General features: G+C 71.2%; 11 protein-coding genes. 8 read left to right on the top strand and 3 right to left on the bottom strand.

Translation table 11 applies throughout. From position 1 onward, the window contains the following. Window positions 1-11 precede the first annotated feature (11 nt). The 5 genes from nuoL to SGA01_RS32685 all read left to right on the top strand — a co-directional run bounded on the left by nuoL (window position 12) and on the right by SGA01_RS32685 (window position 7119). Complete coding sequence (gene nuoL, locus SGA01_RS32705) at window positions 12-1904, top strand: NADH-quinone oxidoreductase subunit L (protein ID WP_141301130.1); 1893 nt, start codon at window positions 12-14, stop codon at window positions 1902-1904. A gap of 5 nt (window positions 1905-1909) precedes the next feature. After that, entirely contained in the window at window positions 1910-3490 is a 1581-nt protein-coding gene (locus tag SGA01_RS32700; protein WP_055641924.1) for an NADH-quinone oxidoreductase subunit M, read from the top strand. Continuing rightward, window positions 3487-5139 carry an NADH-quinone oxidoreductase subunit NuoN gene (gene nuoN, locus SGA01_RS32695; protein WP_141301128.1) on the top strand — a complete coding sequence of 551 codons (1653 nt, stop codon included), beginning with the start codon at window positions 3487-3489 and terminating at the stop codon, window positions 5137-5139. The genes SGA01_RS32700 and nuoN overlap by 4 nt, the downstream gene beginning before the upstream one ends. A gap of 160 nt (window positions 5140-5299) precedes the next feature. Then, window positions 5300-6250, top strand: coding sequence for a helix-turn-helix transcriptional regulator (locus tag SGA01_RS32690; protein ID WP_141301126.1), 951 nt, complete (start codon window positions 5300-5302; stop codon window positions 6248-6250). A 38-nt stretch (window positions 6251-6288) separates the two neighbouring features. After that, on the top strand, window positions 6289-7119 hold the full coding sequence (locus SGA01_RS32685; RefSeq protein WP_141301124.1) for a dioxygenase family protein: 831 nt from the start codon (window positions 6289-6291) through the stop codon (window positions 7117-7119). Between the two features lie 7 nt (window positions 7120-7126). Here the strand turns inward: SGA01_RS32685 and fahA are convergent, their stop codons facing one another. Beyond that, window positions 7127-8353 carry a fumarylacetoacetase gene (fahA, locus tag SGA01_RS32680; RefSeq protein ID WP_055641920.1) on the bottom strand — a complete coding sequence of 409 codons (1227 nt, stop codon included), beginning with the start codon at window positions 8351-8353 and terminating at the stop codon, window positions 7127-7129. A gap of 289 nt (window positions 8354-8642) precedes the next feature. Here fahA and SGA01_RS32675 point away from each other — a divergent pair, with 289 nt between their 5' ends. After that, complete coding sequence (locus tag SGA01_RS32675; protein ID WP_141301122.1) at window positions 8643-10031, top strand: LPXTG cell wall anchor domain-containing protein; 1389 nt, start codon at window positions 8643-8645, stop codon at window positions 10029-10031. 67 nt (window positions 10032-10098) lie between these two features. On the opposite strand, the gene SGA01_RS32670 is transcribed toward SGA01_RS32675, so the two are convergent. Both SGA01_RS32670 and SGA01_RS32665 read right to left on the bottom strand, forming a co-directional pair. After that, window positions 10099-12099: a CocE/NonD family hydrolase gene (locus tag SGA01_RS32670; protein ID WP_141301120.1), complete on the bottom strand. Its 2001-nt coding sequence runs from the start codon at window positions 12097-12099 to the stop codon at window positions 10099-10101. A gap of 21 nt (window positions 12100-12120) precedes the next feature. Next, a complete protein-coding gene (locus SGA01_RS32665) occupies window positions 12121-13626 on the bottom strand; it encodes a peptide MFS transporter (RefSeq protein WP_141301118.1) in 1506 nt (501 codons plus the stop codon). Between the two features lie 186 nt (window positions 13627-13812). Here SGA01_RS32665 and SGA01_RS32660 point away from each other — a divergent pair, with 186 nt between their 5' ends. Together SGA01_RS32660 and SGA01_RS32655 are read left to right on the top strand one after the other, a co-directional pair. Next, entirely contained in the window at window positions 13813-14823 is a 1011-nt protein-coding gene (locus SGA01_RS32660) for a polyprenyl synthetase family protein (protein ID WP_141301116.1), read from the top strand. A gap of 175 nt (window positions 14824-14998) precedes the next feature. Next, on the top strand, window positions 14999-16171 hold the full coding sequence (locus tag SGA01_RS32655) for a LolA family protein (protein ID WP_141301114.1): 1173 nt from the start codon (window positions 14999-15001) through the stop codon (window positions 16169-16171). The last annotated feature ends 63 nt before the right edge of the window (window positions 16172-16234 follow it).

The following is a 16234-nucleotide window of genomic DNA, read 5'->3' as shown; positions in this document are numbered from 1 at the left end:
GGGGCTGACCCGTGGAAAATCTCATTGCGCTGCTCGTCGGGGTACCCCTGCTCGGCGCGGCCGTCCTGCTCTGCGGCGGACGGCGCCTCGACAGGACCGGGCACTGGCTCGGCACCCTGCTCGCGGCCGTCTCGTTCTTCATCGGCCTGGCGCTCTTCGCCGACATGCTCGGCAAGAGCGCCGACGACCGGGCCATGCACCAGCGGCTGTTCACCTGGATCCCGGTGGAGGGCTTCCAGGCGGACATCGCCTTCCAGCTCGACCAGCTGTCGATGACCTTCGTCCTGCTGATCAGCGGGGTCGGCACGCTCATCCACGTCTACTCCATCGGCTACATGGAGCACGACGAGCGCCGCCGCCGCTTCTTCGGCTATCTCAACCTCTTCGTCGCGGCGATGCTCCTGCTCGTCCTCGCCGACAACTACCTGCTCCTGTACTTCGGCTGGGAGGGCGTCGGCCTCGCCTCGTACCTCCTGATCGGTTTCTGGCAGCACAAGCCCAGCGCGGCCACCGCCGCGAAGAAGGCCTTCCTGGTCAACCGGGTCGGCGACATGGGCCTCTCGATCGCCATCATGATCATGTTCACCACCTTCGGGACCTTCGCCTTCGGGCCGGTCCTGGCATCGACCGGCGAGGCGTCCCAGGGCACCCTGACCGCGATCGGCCTGATGCTGCTCCTCGCGGCCTGCGGCAAGTCGGCCCAGGTGCCGCTGCAGTCCTGGCTCGGGGACGCGATGGAGGGCCCGACCCCGGTCTCGGCCCTCATCCACGCGGCCACGATGGTGACCGCCGGTGTCTATCTGATCGTCCGCTCCGCCGACATCTTCAACGCGGCGCCGGACGCGCAGCTCGTCGTCACCGTCGTCGGCGCGGTCACGCTCCTCTTCGGTGCGATCGTCGGTTGTGCCAAGGACGACATCAAGAAGGCCCTCGCCGGCTCGACGATGTCGCAGATCGGCTACATGATCCTGGCGGCCGGCCTCGGCCCCATCGGCTACGTCTTCGCGATCATGCACCTGGTGACGCACGGCTTCTTCAAGGCCGGGCTCTTCCTCGGTGCCGGTTCGGTCATGCACGGCATGAACGACGAGGTCGACATGCGGAAGTACGGCGGCCTGCGGAAGTACATGCCGGTCACCTTCGTCACCTTCGGCCTCGGCTACCTCGCGATCATCGGCTTCCCCGGTCTGTCCGGCTTCTTCTCCAAGGACAAGATCATCGAGGCGGCCTTCGCGAAGGGCGGCACCGAGGGCTGGATCCTCGGCTCGGTCACCCTGCTCGGTGCGGCCATCACCGCGTACTACATGACCCGCGTGATGCTCATGACGTTCTTCGGCGAGAAGCGCTGGCAGAACGACGAGAACGGCGAGCCGCCGCACCCGCACGAGTCGCCCAGGTCCATGACGATCCCGATGATCCTGCTGGCCGTCGGCTCCGTCGCCGCAGGCGCCTACTTCGAGTTCGCCGGGTTCGTCGAGTGGCTGGAGCCGGTCACCGGCTACGCGCACGGCCACCCGCCCATCAGCGCCGCCGCCGTCACCGCCGCCACCGTCGCCGTCATGGTGATCGGCGTCGGGCTCGCCTACCTCCAGTACGGGCGCAGGCCCGTCCCGGTCGTCGCCCCGCGCGGCTCGCTCCTCACCCGGGCCGCCCGCCGCGACCTCCTCCAGGACGACTTCAACCACGCCGTCTTCGTCACCGGCGGGACGCACGTCACCCGCTCCCTGGTCTACGTCGACCACACCCTGGTCGACGGCGTCGTCAACGGCACCGCGGCCGCCGTCGGCGGACTCTCCGGCCGACTGCGCAAGCTCCAGAACGGCTACGCCCGCACGTACGCGGTCTCCATGTTCGGAGGTACTGCGGTGCTGATCGCCGCGACCCTGCTGATGAGGGCGGTGTAACTGCCATGTCTTTCCCGCTCCTTACGCTGACGGCAGCGGTGCCGGCGGCCGGTGCGATCCTCACCGCCGCCGTCCCCGCCGCCCGTCGCACCGCCGCCAAATGGCTGGCGCTGCTCGTCTCGCTCGCCACGCTGGTGCTCGCCGCCGTCGTCTTCGTACGGTTCGAGCCCGGCGGCGAGCGGTACCAGCTGACCGAATCGCACTCCTGGATCAAGGACTTCGGCGTCCGGTACGAGCTCGGGGTCGACGGCATCGGGGTGGCGCTGATCGCGCTCACCGCCCTGCTGATCCCGTTCATCATCCTGGCCGGCTGGCACGACGCCGACCCCCTGGAGACCTCCTCGAAGAGGTGGCGGCCCACCCAGGGCTTCTTCGCCCTGATCCTCATGGTCGAGGCGATGGTGATCCTCTCCTTCGAGGCCACCGACGTCTTCCTGTTCTACGTCCTCTTCGAAGCCATGCTCATCCCGATGTACTTCCTCATCGGCGGCTTCGGCGACCGGGCGCACTCCGGCTCCGACGAGAACGCGGCGGCCCAGCGCTCGTACGCGGCGGTCAAGTTCCTGCTCTACAACCTGGTCGGCGGCCTCATCATGCTGGCCGCGGTCATCGGGCTCTACGTGGTCGCGGGGAACTTCTCGCTCACGGAGATCGCCGAGGCGCGGGCGAACGGCTCGCTGGAGATGGCGACCAACACCGAGCGGCTGCTCTTCCTCGGCTTCTTCTTCGCCTTCGCCGTGAAGGCGCCGCTCTGGCCGCTCCACACCTGGCTGCCGAACGCGATGGGGGAGGCCACCGCCCCGGTCGCCGTCCTCATCACCGCCGTCGTCGACAAGGTCGGCACCTTCGCGATGCTCCGCTTCTGCCTGGGGCTCTTCCCCGAGGCCTCGAAGTGGGCCACCCCGGCGATCATCGTCCTCGCGCTCATCAGCATCGTGTACGGGGCGCTGCTCGCCGTCGGCCAGCGGGACATCAAGCGTCTGGTCGCCTACGCGTCGATCTCGCACTTCGGCTTCATCATCCTGGGCATCTTCGCGATGACCACCCAGGGCCAGTCCGGTGCCACGCTCTACATGGTCAACCACGGCATCTCGACGGCCGCGCTGATGCTCGTCGCCGGCTTCCTGATCTCCCGGCGCGGCTCGCGGCTCATCGCCGACTACGGCGGTGTGCAGAAGGTCGCCCCGGTGCTCGCCGGCACGTTCCTGATCGGTGGCCTCGCGACCCTGTCGCTGCCCGGACTCGCGCCGTTCGTCAGCGAGTTCCTGGTCCTGGTCGGCACCTACTCCCGGTACCCGGTGGCCGGGATCATCGCCACCACCGGCATCGTCCTCGCCGCGCTCTACGTCCTCGTCCTGTACCAGCGGACGATGACCGGGCCGGTGAAGGAGGAGGTGCGCACGCTGCCGGACCTGCGGGCGCGTGAACTGGCGGTGGTCGTCCCGCTGATCGCCGTCCTGATCTTCCTCGGCGTCTTCCCGAAGCCGCTGACGGACGTCGTCAACCCGGCGGTGCAGCACACCATGTCCGACGTCCAGCAGAAGGACCCCCAGCCCACCGTGCCCAACGTGGAGGCCGCCCAGTGAGCGCAACGGCTGTCCACAGCCTGTGGACGACGGCGGCGGTCGAGCCGCTGAACAAGATCCCGGCTCCCCACATCGAGTACACGCAGCTCTCGCCCGTACTCATCGTGATCGGCGCCGCGATCATCAGCGTCCTCGTCGAGGCCTTCGTGCCCCGCAAGGGCCGGTACGTGGCCCAGGTGTTCCTCTCCGTCCTCGCCCTCGCCGCGGCCTTCGCCGCGGTCGTCGCCCTGGCGGCCGGCGGCTACGGCACCACCAAGGCCCAGATCGCGGCCATGGGCGCCATCGCCGTCGACGGACCCGCCCTGTTCCTCCAGGGCACCATTCTCCTCGCCTCGATCGTCGCGATCTTCACCTTCGCCGAGCGCAGGCTCGACCCGGCCGACCACGGCCACAAGGTCGACTCCTTCGCCGCCGAGGCCGCCGCCGTCCCCGGCAGCGAGCAGGAGAGGGCGGCCGTCAAGGCCGGGTTCACCACCACCGAGGTCTTCCCGCTCGCGCTCTTCGCGATCGCCGGCATGCTGGTCTTCCCCGCGGCCAACGACCTCCTGACGCTCTTCGTCGCGCTGGAGGTCTTCTCCCTCCCGCTGTACCTGCTCTGCGCCGTCGCCCGCCGCAAGCGGCTGATGTCGCAGGAGGCGGCCGTCAAGTACTTCCTGCTCGGCGCCTTCTCCTCGGCGTTCCTGCTCTTCGGGATCGCCCTGCTCTACGGCTACGCGGGCTCCGTCTCGTACGCCACGATCGCCCGGGTCGTCGACGGCGCCGTCGTCTCCGTCGACCCGGCGCTCGCCGACACCATGGGCAACGACGTCCTGCTGCTCATCGGCTTCGCCATGGTGCTCACGGGGCTCCTCTTCAAGGTCGGCGCCGTGCCGTTCCACATGTGGACCCCGGACGTCTACCAGGGCGCCCCGACCCCGGTCACCGGCTTCATGGCCGCCGCGACCAAGGTCGCCGCGTTCGGCGCGCTGCTCCGCCTGCTGTACGTGGTGCTGCCGGGCCTCACCTGGGACTGGCGGCCGGTCATGTGGGGCGTCGCGATCGTCACCATGCTGGGCGGTGCGATCGTCGCCATCACTCAGACCGACATCAAGCGGCTCCTGGCCTACTCGTCCATCGCGCACGCGGGCTTCCTGCTCGCCGGCGTCATCGCCGCCACCCCGAGCGGCATCTCGTCCGTCCTCTTCTACCTGGGGGCGTACTCCTTCGTGACGATCGGCGCGTTCGCCGTCGTCACCCTGGTCAGGGACGCGGGCGGCGAGGCCACCCACCTCTCCAAGTGGGCCGGGCTCGGCCGCCGTTCGCCGCTGGTCGCGGCGGTCTTCGCGGTCTTCCTGCTCGCCTTCGCCGGCATTCCGCTGACCTCCGGCTTCTCCGGCAAGTTCGCGGTCTTCAAGGCGGCGGCGGACGGCGGCGCGGGCGCGCTCGTCGTGGTCGGCGTGCTCTCCTCGGCGATCGCCGCGTTCTTCTACATCCGGGTGATCGTGCTGATGTTCTTCAGCGAGCCGAAGGCGGACGGCCCCACGGTCGCCGTGCCCTCGGCCCTGACGACGCTCACCATCACGGCGGGCGTGGTGGTCACGCTGGTGCTCGGCCTCGCGCCGCAGCCCTTCCTCGACCTGGCCAACCAGGCGAGCGTGTTCGTCCGGTAGGTGTGCGCTGTACGAGGAGGGGCCCGGCTCACGGTGAGCCGGGCCCCTCCTCGTGTGTCCACGGGTGGGTGGGCGCGGGGGTGACCCATGGGCGGTGCCCGTGCCATCGTGGAAACCGCCCCGAATGGTCTGTACCAGTCGTCGAGAGGGAAGCGGCACGATGCGTGGCTCGACCGTCTTACCAGGGACTCCCTGCGCCGCCCCCCGGGCGGGCGACCCGCCCGTCCACCGCCTGGAACTGCGCCTGCCCGACGACGTGCCCTTCGCCGCCGGGAGCTTCGACGCCGTCGGCCCCCTGTCGAGGGCCGCCTTCCCCCACCGCCACACCTTCTACGAGATCGTCCACGTCACCGCCGGGACCGGCGCCCACGTCGTCGACCTGGCCCGCTGGGAACTGCGCCCGCCCCACCTGGCCGTGATCGTGCCCGGGCAGGTGCACCGCTGGGAGGACGCCCGCGGCCTGGACGGCACCGTCGTCCTCTTCACCGAGGACTTCCTCCTCGACCACCCCGGCGACCGGGCGCTGCTGCGCCGCCTCGGCGAACGCCCCTGGCTCACCCTCGACGGGCCCACGCACGCCCGTACCGCCCGCCTGATGGCCGAGCTCGCCGAGGAGTACGGGCACGGCGACCCCGGCTTCGCGACGGTCCTGCGGTCCCTGCTGCGCGTCCTCCTCGTCCGTACGGCGCGACTGCCCGGCCCCGGTCCCGACGCCGGAGCCGGCCCCGGAGACGGGGCGCAGGCCGGCAGGGCGGGGGCGGTCGCCGAGGAGTTCGCCCGCCTGATCGCCCGTACCGGCGAGGACCACCGGTCCGTGCGGGAGTGCGCCGAGCTGATCGGGGTCACCCCCGGCCACCTCACCGCGGCCGTACGGGCCGCCACCGGCCGGACCCCGGGGGTGCTGCTCCGCGAGGCGCGCACGCGCGAGGCCCAACGGCTCCTGATCGGCACCGACCTGTCGATCCATCAGGTCGCCCGGCGGGCCGGCTTCGACGACCCCGCGTACTTCTGCCGCTTCTTCCGTCGGGAGACGGGCCGTAGCCCCGGGGACTTCCGAAAACACCACGACGGCCGTGTTCCGTCCCTCGAAGGCGGCGGCGTGCGGGCCTAGGTTCGTTGCGACCCCAGCCCCCCGCACGAGGAGCAGGCATGGACCACGAAACCAGTACCGGGCACGTCACCCGCAAGGCGGTGCTGCGCGCCGCGCTCGCCGCCGGCATGGCGGCGCCCGCGGTGCTCATGGGCGTCCCGGCGCTCGCCCGCACCCTCACCGCGGGCGAGGCCGCGCCCGCGCTCACCCCGGAGTGCGACGACGGCGACGACCCGACCCCGCCGCAGACCGAGGGCCCCTACTTCAAGCCCAACTCGCCGCTGCGGACGAGCCTGTTGGAGTCCGGCACGGTCGGCGTACGGCTCACCGTCAGCGGCTACGTCTTCGGGCTCGCCTGCCGGCCGATAGCGGGCGTCCTGCTGGACTTCTGGCAGGCCGACACCAACGGCGCCTACGACAACACCGGCTTCCGCTTTCGTGGGCACCAGTTCACCGACGCCCAGGGCGCCTTCAAGCTCACCACGATCGTGCCCGGCCTCTACCCCGGCCGCACCCGGCACATCCACGTCAAGCTCCAGGCGCCCGGCCGCCCGGTGCTCACCACCCAGCTGTACTTCCCGAACGAACCCCGCAACAACACCGACACGATCTTCGACCCGCGGCTGCTCATGACCGTGCGGGACACGGGAGGGGCCCGCGAGGCCGCCTTCGACTTCGTCCTGAACGTGCTGCAGACCCCCGGCCCGAGCCCGACCCCGACGGCCACCGCGACGACCCAGCCGCCCGGCGGCACCTGGGCCGCCGGGACCGCCTACCGGGCGGGGGACACCGTCACCTACGGCGGCCCGGGCTATGTGTGCCTCCAGGCACACACCGCCCAGGCCGGCTGGGAGCCGCCGAACGTCCCCGCTCTCTGGCGGCCCCGGTAGCCACCGGCTACGCGGAAGGAACGATCCGGCCCCGGACCTCGCCGAGACCCACGCGCGTGCCGTCCGGGCCCGGCGCCCAGGCCGTGAGCACGACCTCGTCACCGTCCTCCAGGAACGTCCGCTTGCCACCGGCCAGTTCGATCGCGTCCCGGCCGTTCCAGGTGAGTTCGAGCAGCGAGCCGCGCTGGCCCACCTCGGGCCCGGAGACCGTCCCGGAGCCGTACAGGTCACCCGTGCGCAGCGAGGCGCCGTTCACCGTCATGTGGGCGAGCTGCTGGGCAGCCGTCCAGTACATGGTGGAGAACGGCGGCTCCGCCACGGTCTCGCCGTTGATCTCCACGGTGATCCGCACGTCGAAGCCGCCCGGCTCCTCCTCGGCCGCGTCGTCCAGGTACGGAAGCAGCGGGAAGTCCCGCGCCGGCGGGGCGGTCCGGGCGGCGTCCAGCGCCTCCAGGGGCGTCACCCAGGCCGCGACCGAGGTCTGGAACGACTTGCCGAGGAACGGGCCGAGCGGCACGTACTCCCAGGCCTGGATGTCGCGCGCCGACCAGTCGTTCAGCAGCGTGAGGCCGAAGACGTGCTCCTGGAAGTCGCCGAGCGCGACCGGCCGGCCCAGCTCCGACGGGGTGCCGACGAGGAAGCCGACCTCCGCCTCGATGTCCAGCTTGATCGACGGGCCGAAGACCGGGGCCGCGTCCGTCGGCGCCTTGCGCTGCCCGGAGGGGCGCACGACATCGGTGCCGGAGACCACGACCGTGCCCGCGCGACCGTGGTAACCGATCGGCAGGTGCTTCCAGTTGGGGGTGAGGGCGTCGCCGTCGGGGCGGAAGATCCGGCCCACGTTCGTCGCGTGGTGCTCGCTCGCGTAGAAGTCGACGTAGTCCGCGACCTCGTACGGCAGGTGCAGCGTCACCGCGTCCAGCGGGTGCAGCAGCGGCTCGATGTCCGCCCGGTGCGCGGGCACCGTCACCCAGGCCGTGAGCGCCCGGCGCACATCGCGCCAGGCGGTCCGCCCGGCCGCGAGCAGCGGGTTCAGGCTCGGCTGGGCGAGCAGCGCCGCATAGGGCGAGCCGAGCGCGTGCGCGGCGGCGCCCGCGTCCAGCACGTACCCGCCGATCCGGACGCCGAGCCGGCGCCGCTCGGGCTCGTCGGCGGTGGTGAAGACGCCGTACGGGAGGTTGTGCGGGCCGAAGGGATCGCCCTCGGCCAGGTCGAGCGGGCTGTGCTCGGACATCTGTGCGTGCCTCGCTTTCCACGTGTGTGGGGGACACGTTACGGGGCGGGCCGCCGGGCGCTGATGACATGGATCACACAGAAAGCGCGGCCTCCGTGAGCAACTGTCCGACTTCGCGCGGTTTGCGCGCCCGGTGAGTGATGCACCCCGCCCCGAGCCGTGAAAAGCGGTCTCCCGCAGGGGCGTTCCCGGCCATACGATCACGGTGGTATCGCGCCGCGTGAAGCTGCCGCAGGCGCGTGCCCCGCACCTCTCTCACACTCCCTGACCAGGAAAAAGGTCCCGCACTGTGGAGATTCGTCGCATTCTCGCGACCGCCGTGGCCGCCGCCGTGACCACCCCGGCCGTGTTCCTGTCCGCCGCGCCCGCGTTCGCCGACACCAAGCCGTCGCCCGCGTCGACCCAGAAGCCCGCCTCGGACGAGGACCCGGACGGCGATGACTTCGCCGAGTACGAGAAGCTCCTCGCCGCCGTCGCCGACGCGGAGGCCAAGCTCGCCGACCTCAAGGCGCAGCGCAAGGCCGTCGTGAAGGACATCGACGAGAAGAACATCGACGAGGCCCTGAAGACCGAGCTGGCCGCGGCCACCGCCGCCGCAGGGGCCGCCAAGACCGCCAAGGCCACCGCCGACGCGGCGCTCGTCGCCGCCGAGGAGGCCCTGGCGAAGCTGAAGGAGACCGGCAGCGCCGCGACTCCGGAGGAGATCGCGACGGCCGAGCAGGCCGTCACCGCGGCGAAGACCGCTGCCGAGTCCGCCGCCACCACCAAGACCGAGGCCGACCTCCGCCTGAAGAACGCGAGCACGGCCTACAGCGACGCGATGGTCGCCCTCACGCAGAAGGCGACCCTCCTCGCCGCCGACATCGTGGTGGCCGAGCAGGATCTCGCCGACGCCGAGGACGCCCTGGAGGAGTTCGAGGGCGGTGCGATCTGCGAGGAGGAGGACATGGAGAAGGAGTCCTCCCTCAAGGTCGCGCTGACCGGCCCGAAGACGGTCACCGCCGGCGAGCCCACGATCTTCTCGCTGCGTGTCAGCAACCCCACCGAGCGGACCCTGGAGGAAGTCCACGCCTACGTCAACGCGATGCGTCTCCCCGCGCCCGGTGAGCTCATCGACGACGAGACGGACTTCGCCAAGCGGATCATCCCCGTCGAGTGGTCCTCCGCCGACAACCTGGAGTGGACCTCGTTCACCGAGAAGTCCGACTCCATCGAAATCGGCAAGCTCGTCAAGGGCGGCCAGTACGACGTGAAGCTCCGCCTCACGGTCGCCGCCGACGCCCCCGCGGGCAAGGGTACGGCCGTCAGCTTCGGCGCGTACGAGAAGTTCGACGGTGACTGCGGCGGCGGCGAGCAGTTCGCGCAGACCGAGTTCGACATCCTCGCGGCCAAGACCGGCAAGCCGAAGCCGGAGCCGACGGAGACGACCGCGACGCCCGCCCCGGAGCCGACGGAGACGACCGCGGCGCCCACCCCGGCGCCGACCGTCACCACCGGCGGGAACACGAACACCACCCAGCAGGGCGGCTCGTCCCGCACCCCGGTGAACAACGGCACCCTCGCCGCCACCGGTGCGAACGACACCCTGCCGCTGGGCCTCGCCGCCGCCGGCGCCGTCGCCCTCGGCGCGGGCGCGCTGGTCTTCGCCCGCCGCCGCAAGGCCGGCGCGAACGCGTAACCGGCCCCGCAAGGCAGCACGAAGGCGCCCGTACCCCCCGTCGGGGTACGGGCGCCTTCGCGCGTCCTCAGCCCGCCGTGCGCGGGATGCTCTCCTCCCACGTGCGGTGGAAGACGACCTCGCCGCCCTCCTTGCACACCACCTCGTTCGCGGTGTGGAAGGCGTCCGCGTCGCAGGAGATCTCCGAGCGCGTGTCGACGGTGACGTCCCAGGACATCTCGGGCCGGTGCAGCCGGATCGACCACTCCGAGCGGGTCCGCGCGGACAGCGGGTCGCCCTCGGCGATCGTGTACGTCTCCACGGCGTCCTCGGTGAACTCCAGGCCGTCCGGGTACACGCGCGTGCCGCCGTACTTCGGGTCGACCTCCAGCTTCCACTCGCCCTTCGCCACGTCCCGCACCACGACCCGCTCCGGGCGCGGCTCCTCCAGGGTGCGCGGGTAGGCGACGCCCAGCGGCTCGGACTGCTCCGGCTCCTCCCACTCGACGGCGTCCTCCGTGTGGCGGCGGACCGGCAGGGTGAGGGAGGAGCCTGCCGGGTCGAGCGTGAAGCCCGCCGCGTCCGGCTGCGGCCAGATCCACGGCCAGTACGTGGAGGAGACCGCGAGCCGCACCCGGTGGCCGGGCGGGAAGGTGTGCCCGATGCCGTTCAGCTCGAAGTCGAAGCTCTCCCACTCGTCGATCTGCGCCTCCACGGCCCGGTCGCGGCCGTAGCGGGCGGAGAAGTTCAGCGCGCCGCGCGTGACGAGCGTGGAGGAGCCGTCGGGGGCGATGTCGCAGAGCCGGGCGACGACCTGGCCGGTCGGCGCGGGCGTCCGGAGGTGGAGGCTCACGGACGGGCGGCCGAGGATCTCGATGGGGCCGCCGTCCTCGGGGACGGGGAAGTCGAAGCAGGCCGAGTGGGCGTCCTCCTCGCGCTGGTCGGGCGGGAGGTCGGCGTCGTTGCCGAAGGGGAAGAACCGGCCGGCGTCGATGCCGGTCTGCTGGGGCGAGTCGACCACGACCGGGGCGCCCTGGAAGGCGTACGTCACGGGGGTGACGTTCGGGGAGGGCCAGGCGGGGTCGGTGACCCAGCGGCCCGGCAGCTCCTCGTAGACGGTGGCCGGCGGGTGCGACTCGCTGATCCAGGAGCGCAGCAGCGGCTCGGCCATCACGTCGTTGTCGACGCCCTTGAGGTGATGGTCCCACCAGCGCAGGGTCTCCTGGAGGAAGCCGATGGCGGGGCCGGGCGGCAGGCCGCGGTCCGGGTACTGGTGGGACCAGGGGCCGATGATGCCGCGCACCCGGTCCTGGGGGAGGTGCTGGGCGAGCCGCAGGACGGTGTCCCGGTAGGGGTCGTGCCAGCCGCCGACGGCGAGGACGGCGGCCCCGATGGCGGAGTAGTCCTCGCAGACGCTGCCGTGCCGCCAGTAGGCGTCGCGGGTCTGGTGGGCGAGCCAGGTGTGGATGAGCGGGTCCACGGCCTCCAGGCGCCTCAGCCACATCGCGCGCCACTCCTCGCCCGCGTACCGGGGGTCGGGCGGGCGGCAGACGAAGGCGAGCATGGTGGCGGCCCAGGCGTGCATGTCGACGCCGAGGACCGAGCCGCCCATGTAGTGGACGTCGTTGTCGTACCGGTCGTCGGTGGAGCAGACGGTGACGATCGCCTTCAGCGGCTCGGGGGCGAGGGCGGCGATCTGGAGCGCGTTGAAGCCGCCCCAGGAGATGCCGAACATGCCGACGCCGCCCGAGCACCAGGGCTGTTCGGCGAGCCAGTTCACGACGGCCACGCCGTCGGCGAGCTCGACGGCGTCGTACTCGTCGCCGGGGAGGCCGTCGCTGTTGCCGTGGCCGCGGACGTCGACCCGTACGGAGGCGTAGCCGTGGCCCGCGTACCAGGGGTGGCGCTGCCAGTCCCGGGGCGCGGTCCAGTCGCTGAGGCGGTACGGCAGGTACTCCAGGAGGGCCGGTACGGGCTCTTCGGTGACCGGGCGCCAGATCCGGGCGTACAGCCTGGTCCCGTCGGGGAGCGGGATGCGGACGTCCTCGTGGCGGGTCTCGTACGGGAAGTCGGTACGGATCTTCGGCATGAGCTCACCTCGGGGGCTGCCTCAGTGGACGGGGTGCATGGTGCGGCGCAGCCAGGGCGCCAGGGCGATCACGACGAGGCCGACGGCGACGGCCACGGCGCCGTTCACGCCGAAGTACGCGGCCTTGGAGACGTCGTCGTAGAGCTTCACGGTCTGGGCCTGGATGCCGTTGGCGAGCGCGAGCGACAGGAACCACAGCGACATCGTCTGGCTGGCGAAGGCCTTCGGGGCGAGCTTGCTCGTGGCGGACATCCCTGAGGTCTCCAGGAGCACGTCGCCGAGGCCGAGCAGCAGGTACGAGCCGACGATCCACCAGGCGGCCATCTGGTACGTGTCGTCGGCGTGCCCGGAGGTCGGCAGGACCATCAGGAGGAACGAGAGGCCGCCGAGGATCACACCGAAGGCGATCTTGTTGGAGGCGTGCGGCTGCTTGTGGCCCATCCGGGCCCAGACTGCGGCCACGACGGGGGCGAGGAGGACCTCGAAGGCGCCGAGGGCGGAGGCGTACCAGCTCGCCGGGAAGTCGAAGCCGAGGATGGTCGTGCGGGCGTTGGTCGAGGCGAGCAGGATCATCGTCGAGTACGCCTGGAAGAGGATGAAGTTGAACACCACCGAGGCCAGGAACAGCACGATGTACGGCTTGAGGCGGCCGCGCTCCTCGGCCGTGACCCGGGGGCTGGTGAACATCACCCAGAAGAAGACGACGGGCGCGATCACCGAGATCAGGGTCAGCAGGTCGACGAACCGGTCCATGGTCAGCCAGCCCGCGACGGCGAGGACCACGGCGACGGCGGCCGTCACGACCGTCCCGGTGACGATCAGCCGGACGGCCCGGCGCATGGCGTCCGGGGCGAGGGCGAATTCGGCGGAGTGCTTGCGCCCGGCCAGGTGACGGCGGCCCGCCACGTACTGGATCAGGCCGAGGGTCATGCCGAGCGCGGCGGCCGAGAAGCCCCAGTGGTAGCCCTTGTGGTCGGCGAGCCAGCCGGTGATCAGCGGTCCGGCGAAGGCGCCGATGTTGATCGCCATGTAGTAGAGCGCGAAACCGGCGTCGCGGCGGTCGTCGTCGGTGCGGTACAGCTTGCCGACCATGGTCGCGACGTTCGGCTTGAGGAGGCCGGTGCCGGCGCTGATCAGGCCGAGGCCGACCCAGGTCATCGCGGCGGTCGGCACGGCCATCGCGTAGTGGCCGCAGGCGATCAGGATGCCGCCCCAGAGGACCGCGCGGTACGAGCCGAGGACGCGGTCCGCGAGCCAGCCGCCGGCCACCGAGACGAGGTAGACGAGGGTGCCGTAGGCGGCGGAGACCGAGGCGGCGGTGCCGGAGGCCATGCCGAGGCCGCCGTCGGAGACGCTCGCGGCGAAGTAGAGGACGAGGATGGCCTGCATGCCGAGGAACGAGAACCGCTCCCAGACCTCCAGGCCCGAGAGGGTCAGCAGGCCCCGGGGGTGACCGAGGAACGCGTGGTCGTCCTCGGGGGGCGGCTGCTCGCCGTTCGGATCCGTATCGATCGCTGTTCGGGACAAAACGCCTACTCCTGGTCGTATGAGCTGATCACGAACATACCGGGGGTGACGGGAAGGCGCCCACGGTGATCGAAAGGTGACCGGATACGCTGGCTTGAGTGAATCGAGCGACACATCGACAATCCGTGTGATCGTCAAACAGTCCATGTGATCGTCAGCAGGCGTCAGCAGACAGGAGACCCCCTCGTGACCGTCGTCGGGCCGTTCGGTCTTAGCGTGCGGGACCAGGCTCTCGAAGCCGATGTCCAGACGGGGTTGGCGGCTGTGGAGGCGGGCCTCCTGGACGCCACCAAGAGCGACGTCCCCTTCATCACGGAGGCCGCGCAGCACCTCGTCCTGGCCGGTGGCAAGCGGTTCCGCCCCCTGCTCGTGATGCTCGCCGCCCAGTTCGGCGACCCCTACGCGCCGGGCGTGGTGCCCTCCGCCGTGGTCGTCGAGCTCACCCACCTGGCCACGCTCTACCACGACGACGTCATGGACGAGGCCGACGTCCGGCGCGGGGTGCCGAGCGCCAACACGCGCTGGGGCAACTCGATCGCCGTCCTGACGGGTGACTTCCTCTTCGCCCGCGCCTCGCACACGCTCGCGGACCTCGGCCCCGAGGCCGTACGGATCCAGTCCGAGGCGTTCGAACGACTCGTCACCGGCCAGATCCTGGAGACCGCGGGACCGACCGACGGCCGCGACCCCGTCGAGCACTACCTCGACGTCCTCGGCGGCAAGACCGGCTCGCTCGTCGCCGTCTCCTGCCGCTTCGGCGCGATGATGGCCGGCGCCGACGAGAGCGTCGTCGACGTCCTCACCCAGTACGGGGAGCGGCTCGGCGTCGCCTTCCAGCTCGCCGACGACGTCCTCGACATCGCCTCCGACTCCCACGAGTCCGGCAAGACCCCGGGCATCGACCTCCGCGAGGGCATCCCGACCCTGCCCGTCCTGCACCTGCGGGCCGCGGCGGCCGCCCACGGCCGCCCCGAGGACGTCGAGCTCGTCGCCCTCGTCGACAGCGACCTGACGGACGACGACCGGCACGCCGAGGTCCTGCGGCGGCTCCGCGTCCACCCGGCCCTGGAGCAGGCCCGGCGGGACACCGTGCGGTACGCGGAGGAGGCGCGGGAGATGCTGGCGCCGCTGCCCGACGGGTACGCGAAGTCGGCGCTCCAGGAGATGTGCGACGCCGTGGTCCACCGCGCGCGCTGAGCTCTCTCGGGGGCTTCGCCCGCGGAGCCCCGTACCCCGTGCGGGTGAGGGGAACTCAGGGTCGGGTCATCCCGAAGCAGTACGCGAGGTTGATCCCGGGGGCTGACGCTTCCGTGCCGCCGTTTTGGTCAGATGGAGTCATCGACCACTAGGGCGCACGGAGGAAGCGGAGACCATGGCAGACACCCGTAAGGCGAGCCGGTTCATCGTCCCGGTCGCGGTGGCAGGAGTGGCCGCGGCGACCATCGGGCTCGTCCCGGCACTGGCGGCGGCCGGTGACCCGGACCTGCCGGAGATCACGGCCCAGCAGCTCATCGAGAAGATCGCCGCCTCGGACACCCAGACCCTGTCCGGCACGTTCAGGATCTCCACCGACCTCGGCCTGCCCCTCGGCGGCCTGGCCGGCCTCGGCGGTCTCGCCGGCGGCGGCGACGGCGGCTCCTCCACGGCGGACCCCACCGAGAAGCTCACGGAGCTCGTCTCCGGTACGCACACCCTGCGCGTGGCCGCCGACGGCCCCGACCGCCAGAAGCTGACGCTGCTCGACGGCTCCGACGAGTACAGCCTCGTCCACAACGGCGACGACGTCTGGGCCTACGACAGCAAGTCCAAGGAGGTCTTCCACGAGAAGGGCGCCTCCGGTGCCCCCGAGGGCGCCGACAAGCAGATTCCGGCCACTCCGAAGGAGCTGGCGGACGAGATCCTGAAGGCGGCCGGCGACACCACCTCGATCACCGTCGACGGCACGGCCAAGGTCGCCGGCCGGGACGCGTACCAGCTGCTGATCAAGCCGAAGCAGTCCGGCTCGACGGTCGAGTCCGTCAAGATCGCCGTGGACGCGGCGAACGGCACCCCGCTGAAGTTCACCCTCGCCTCGGTCGAGGGCGGCAAGCCGGTCGTCGACGCGGGCTTCACGAAGGTCGACTTCGGCAAGCCGGCGGCCTCGGACTTCGACTTCAAGGTCCCCGAGGGCGCGAAGGTGACGGAGGGCGCCGCGGAGAAGGGCGCGAAGGAGGAGAAGTTCCCCGAGGGCTTCGAGAAGGGCTTCGGCGACCTGGAGAAGGGCTTCGGCGACTTCGGGAAGGACGGCGGCCTGAACGTCATCGGCGAGGGCTGGACGACGATCGCGAAGCTCGACACCGGCGCCCCGGCCCCGAAGACCGACGAGGCGCCGAAGGAGATCCAGGGGCTCCTGGACTCCTTCGGCGACAAGGTCACCGGGAAGTTCGGCTCGGGCACCCTCTTCAAGACGAAGCTGGTGAACGCGCTGCTCACGGACGACGGCAAGGTCTACGTCGGCGCGGTGACGCAGGACGCGCTGGTGAACGCGGCCAACGCCGGTAAGTAGCAGTCAGGTTGGGACCCCGGGCGGGTCGGGGGCGATGGTCACCGACCCACCCGGGAGTGTGCA

Source organism: Streptomyces gardneri (assembly GCF_006539185.1).
GTDB classification, from domain to species: domain Bacteria; phylum Actinomycetota; class Actinomycetes; order Streptomycetales; family Streptomycetaceae; genus Streptomyces; species Streptomyces gardneri.
Note: the sequence above shows the minus strand (reverse complement) of the source record. Positions and strands in the feature narration are given on the sequence as shown.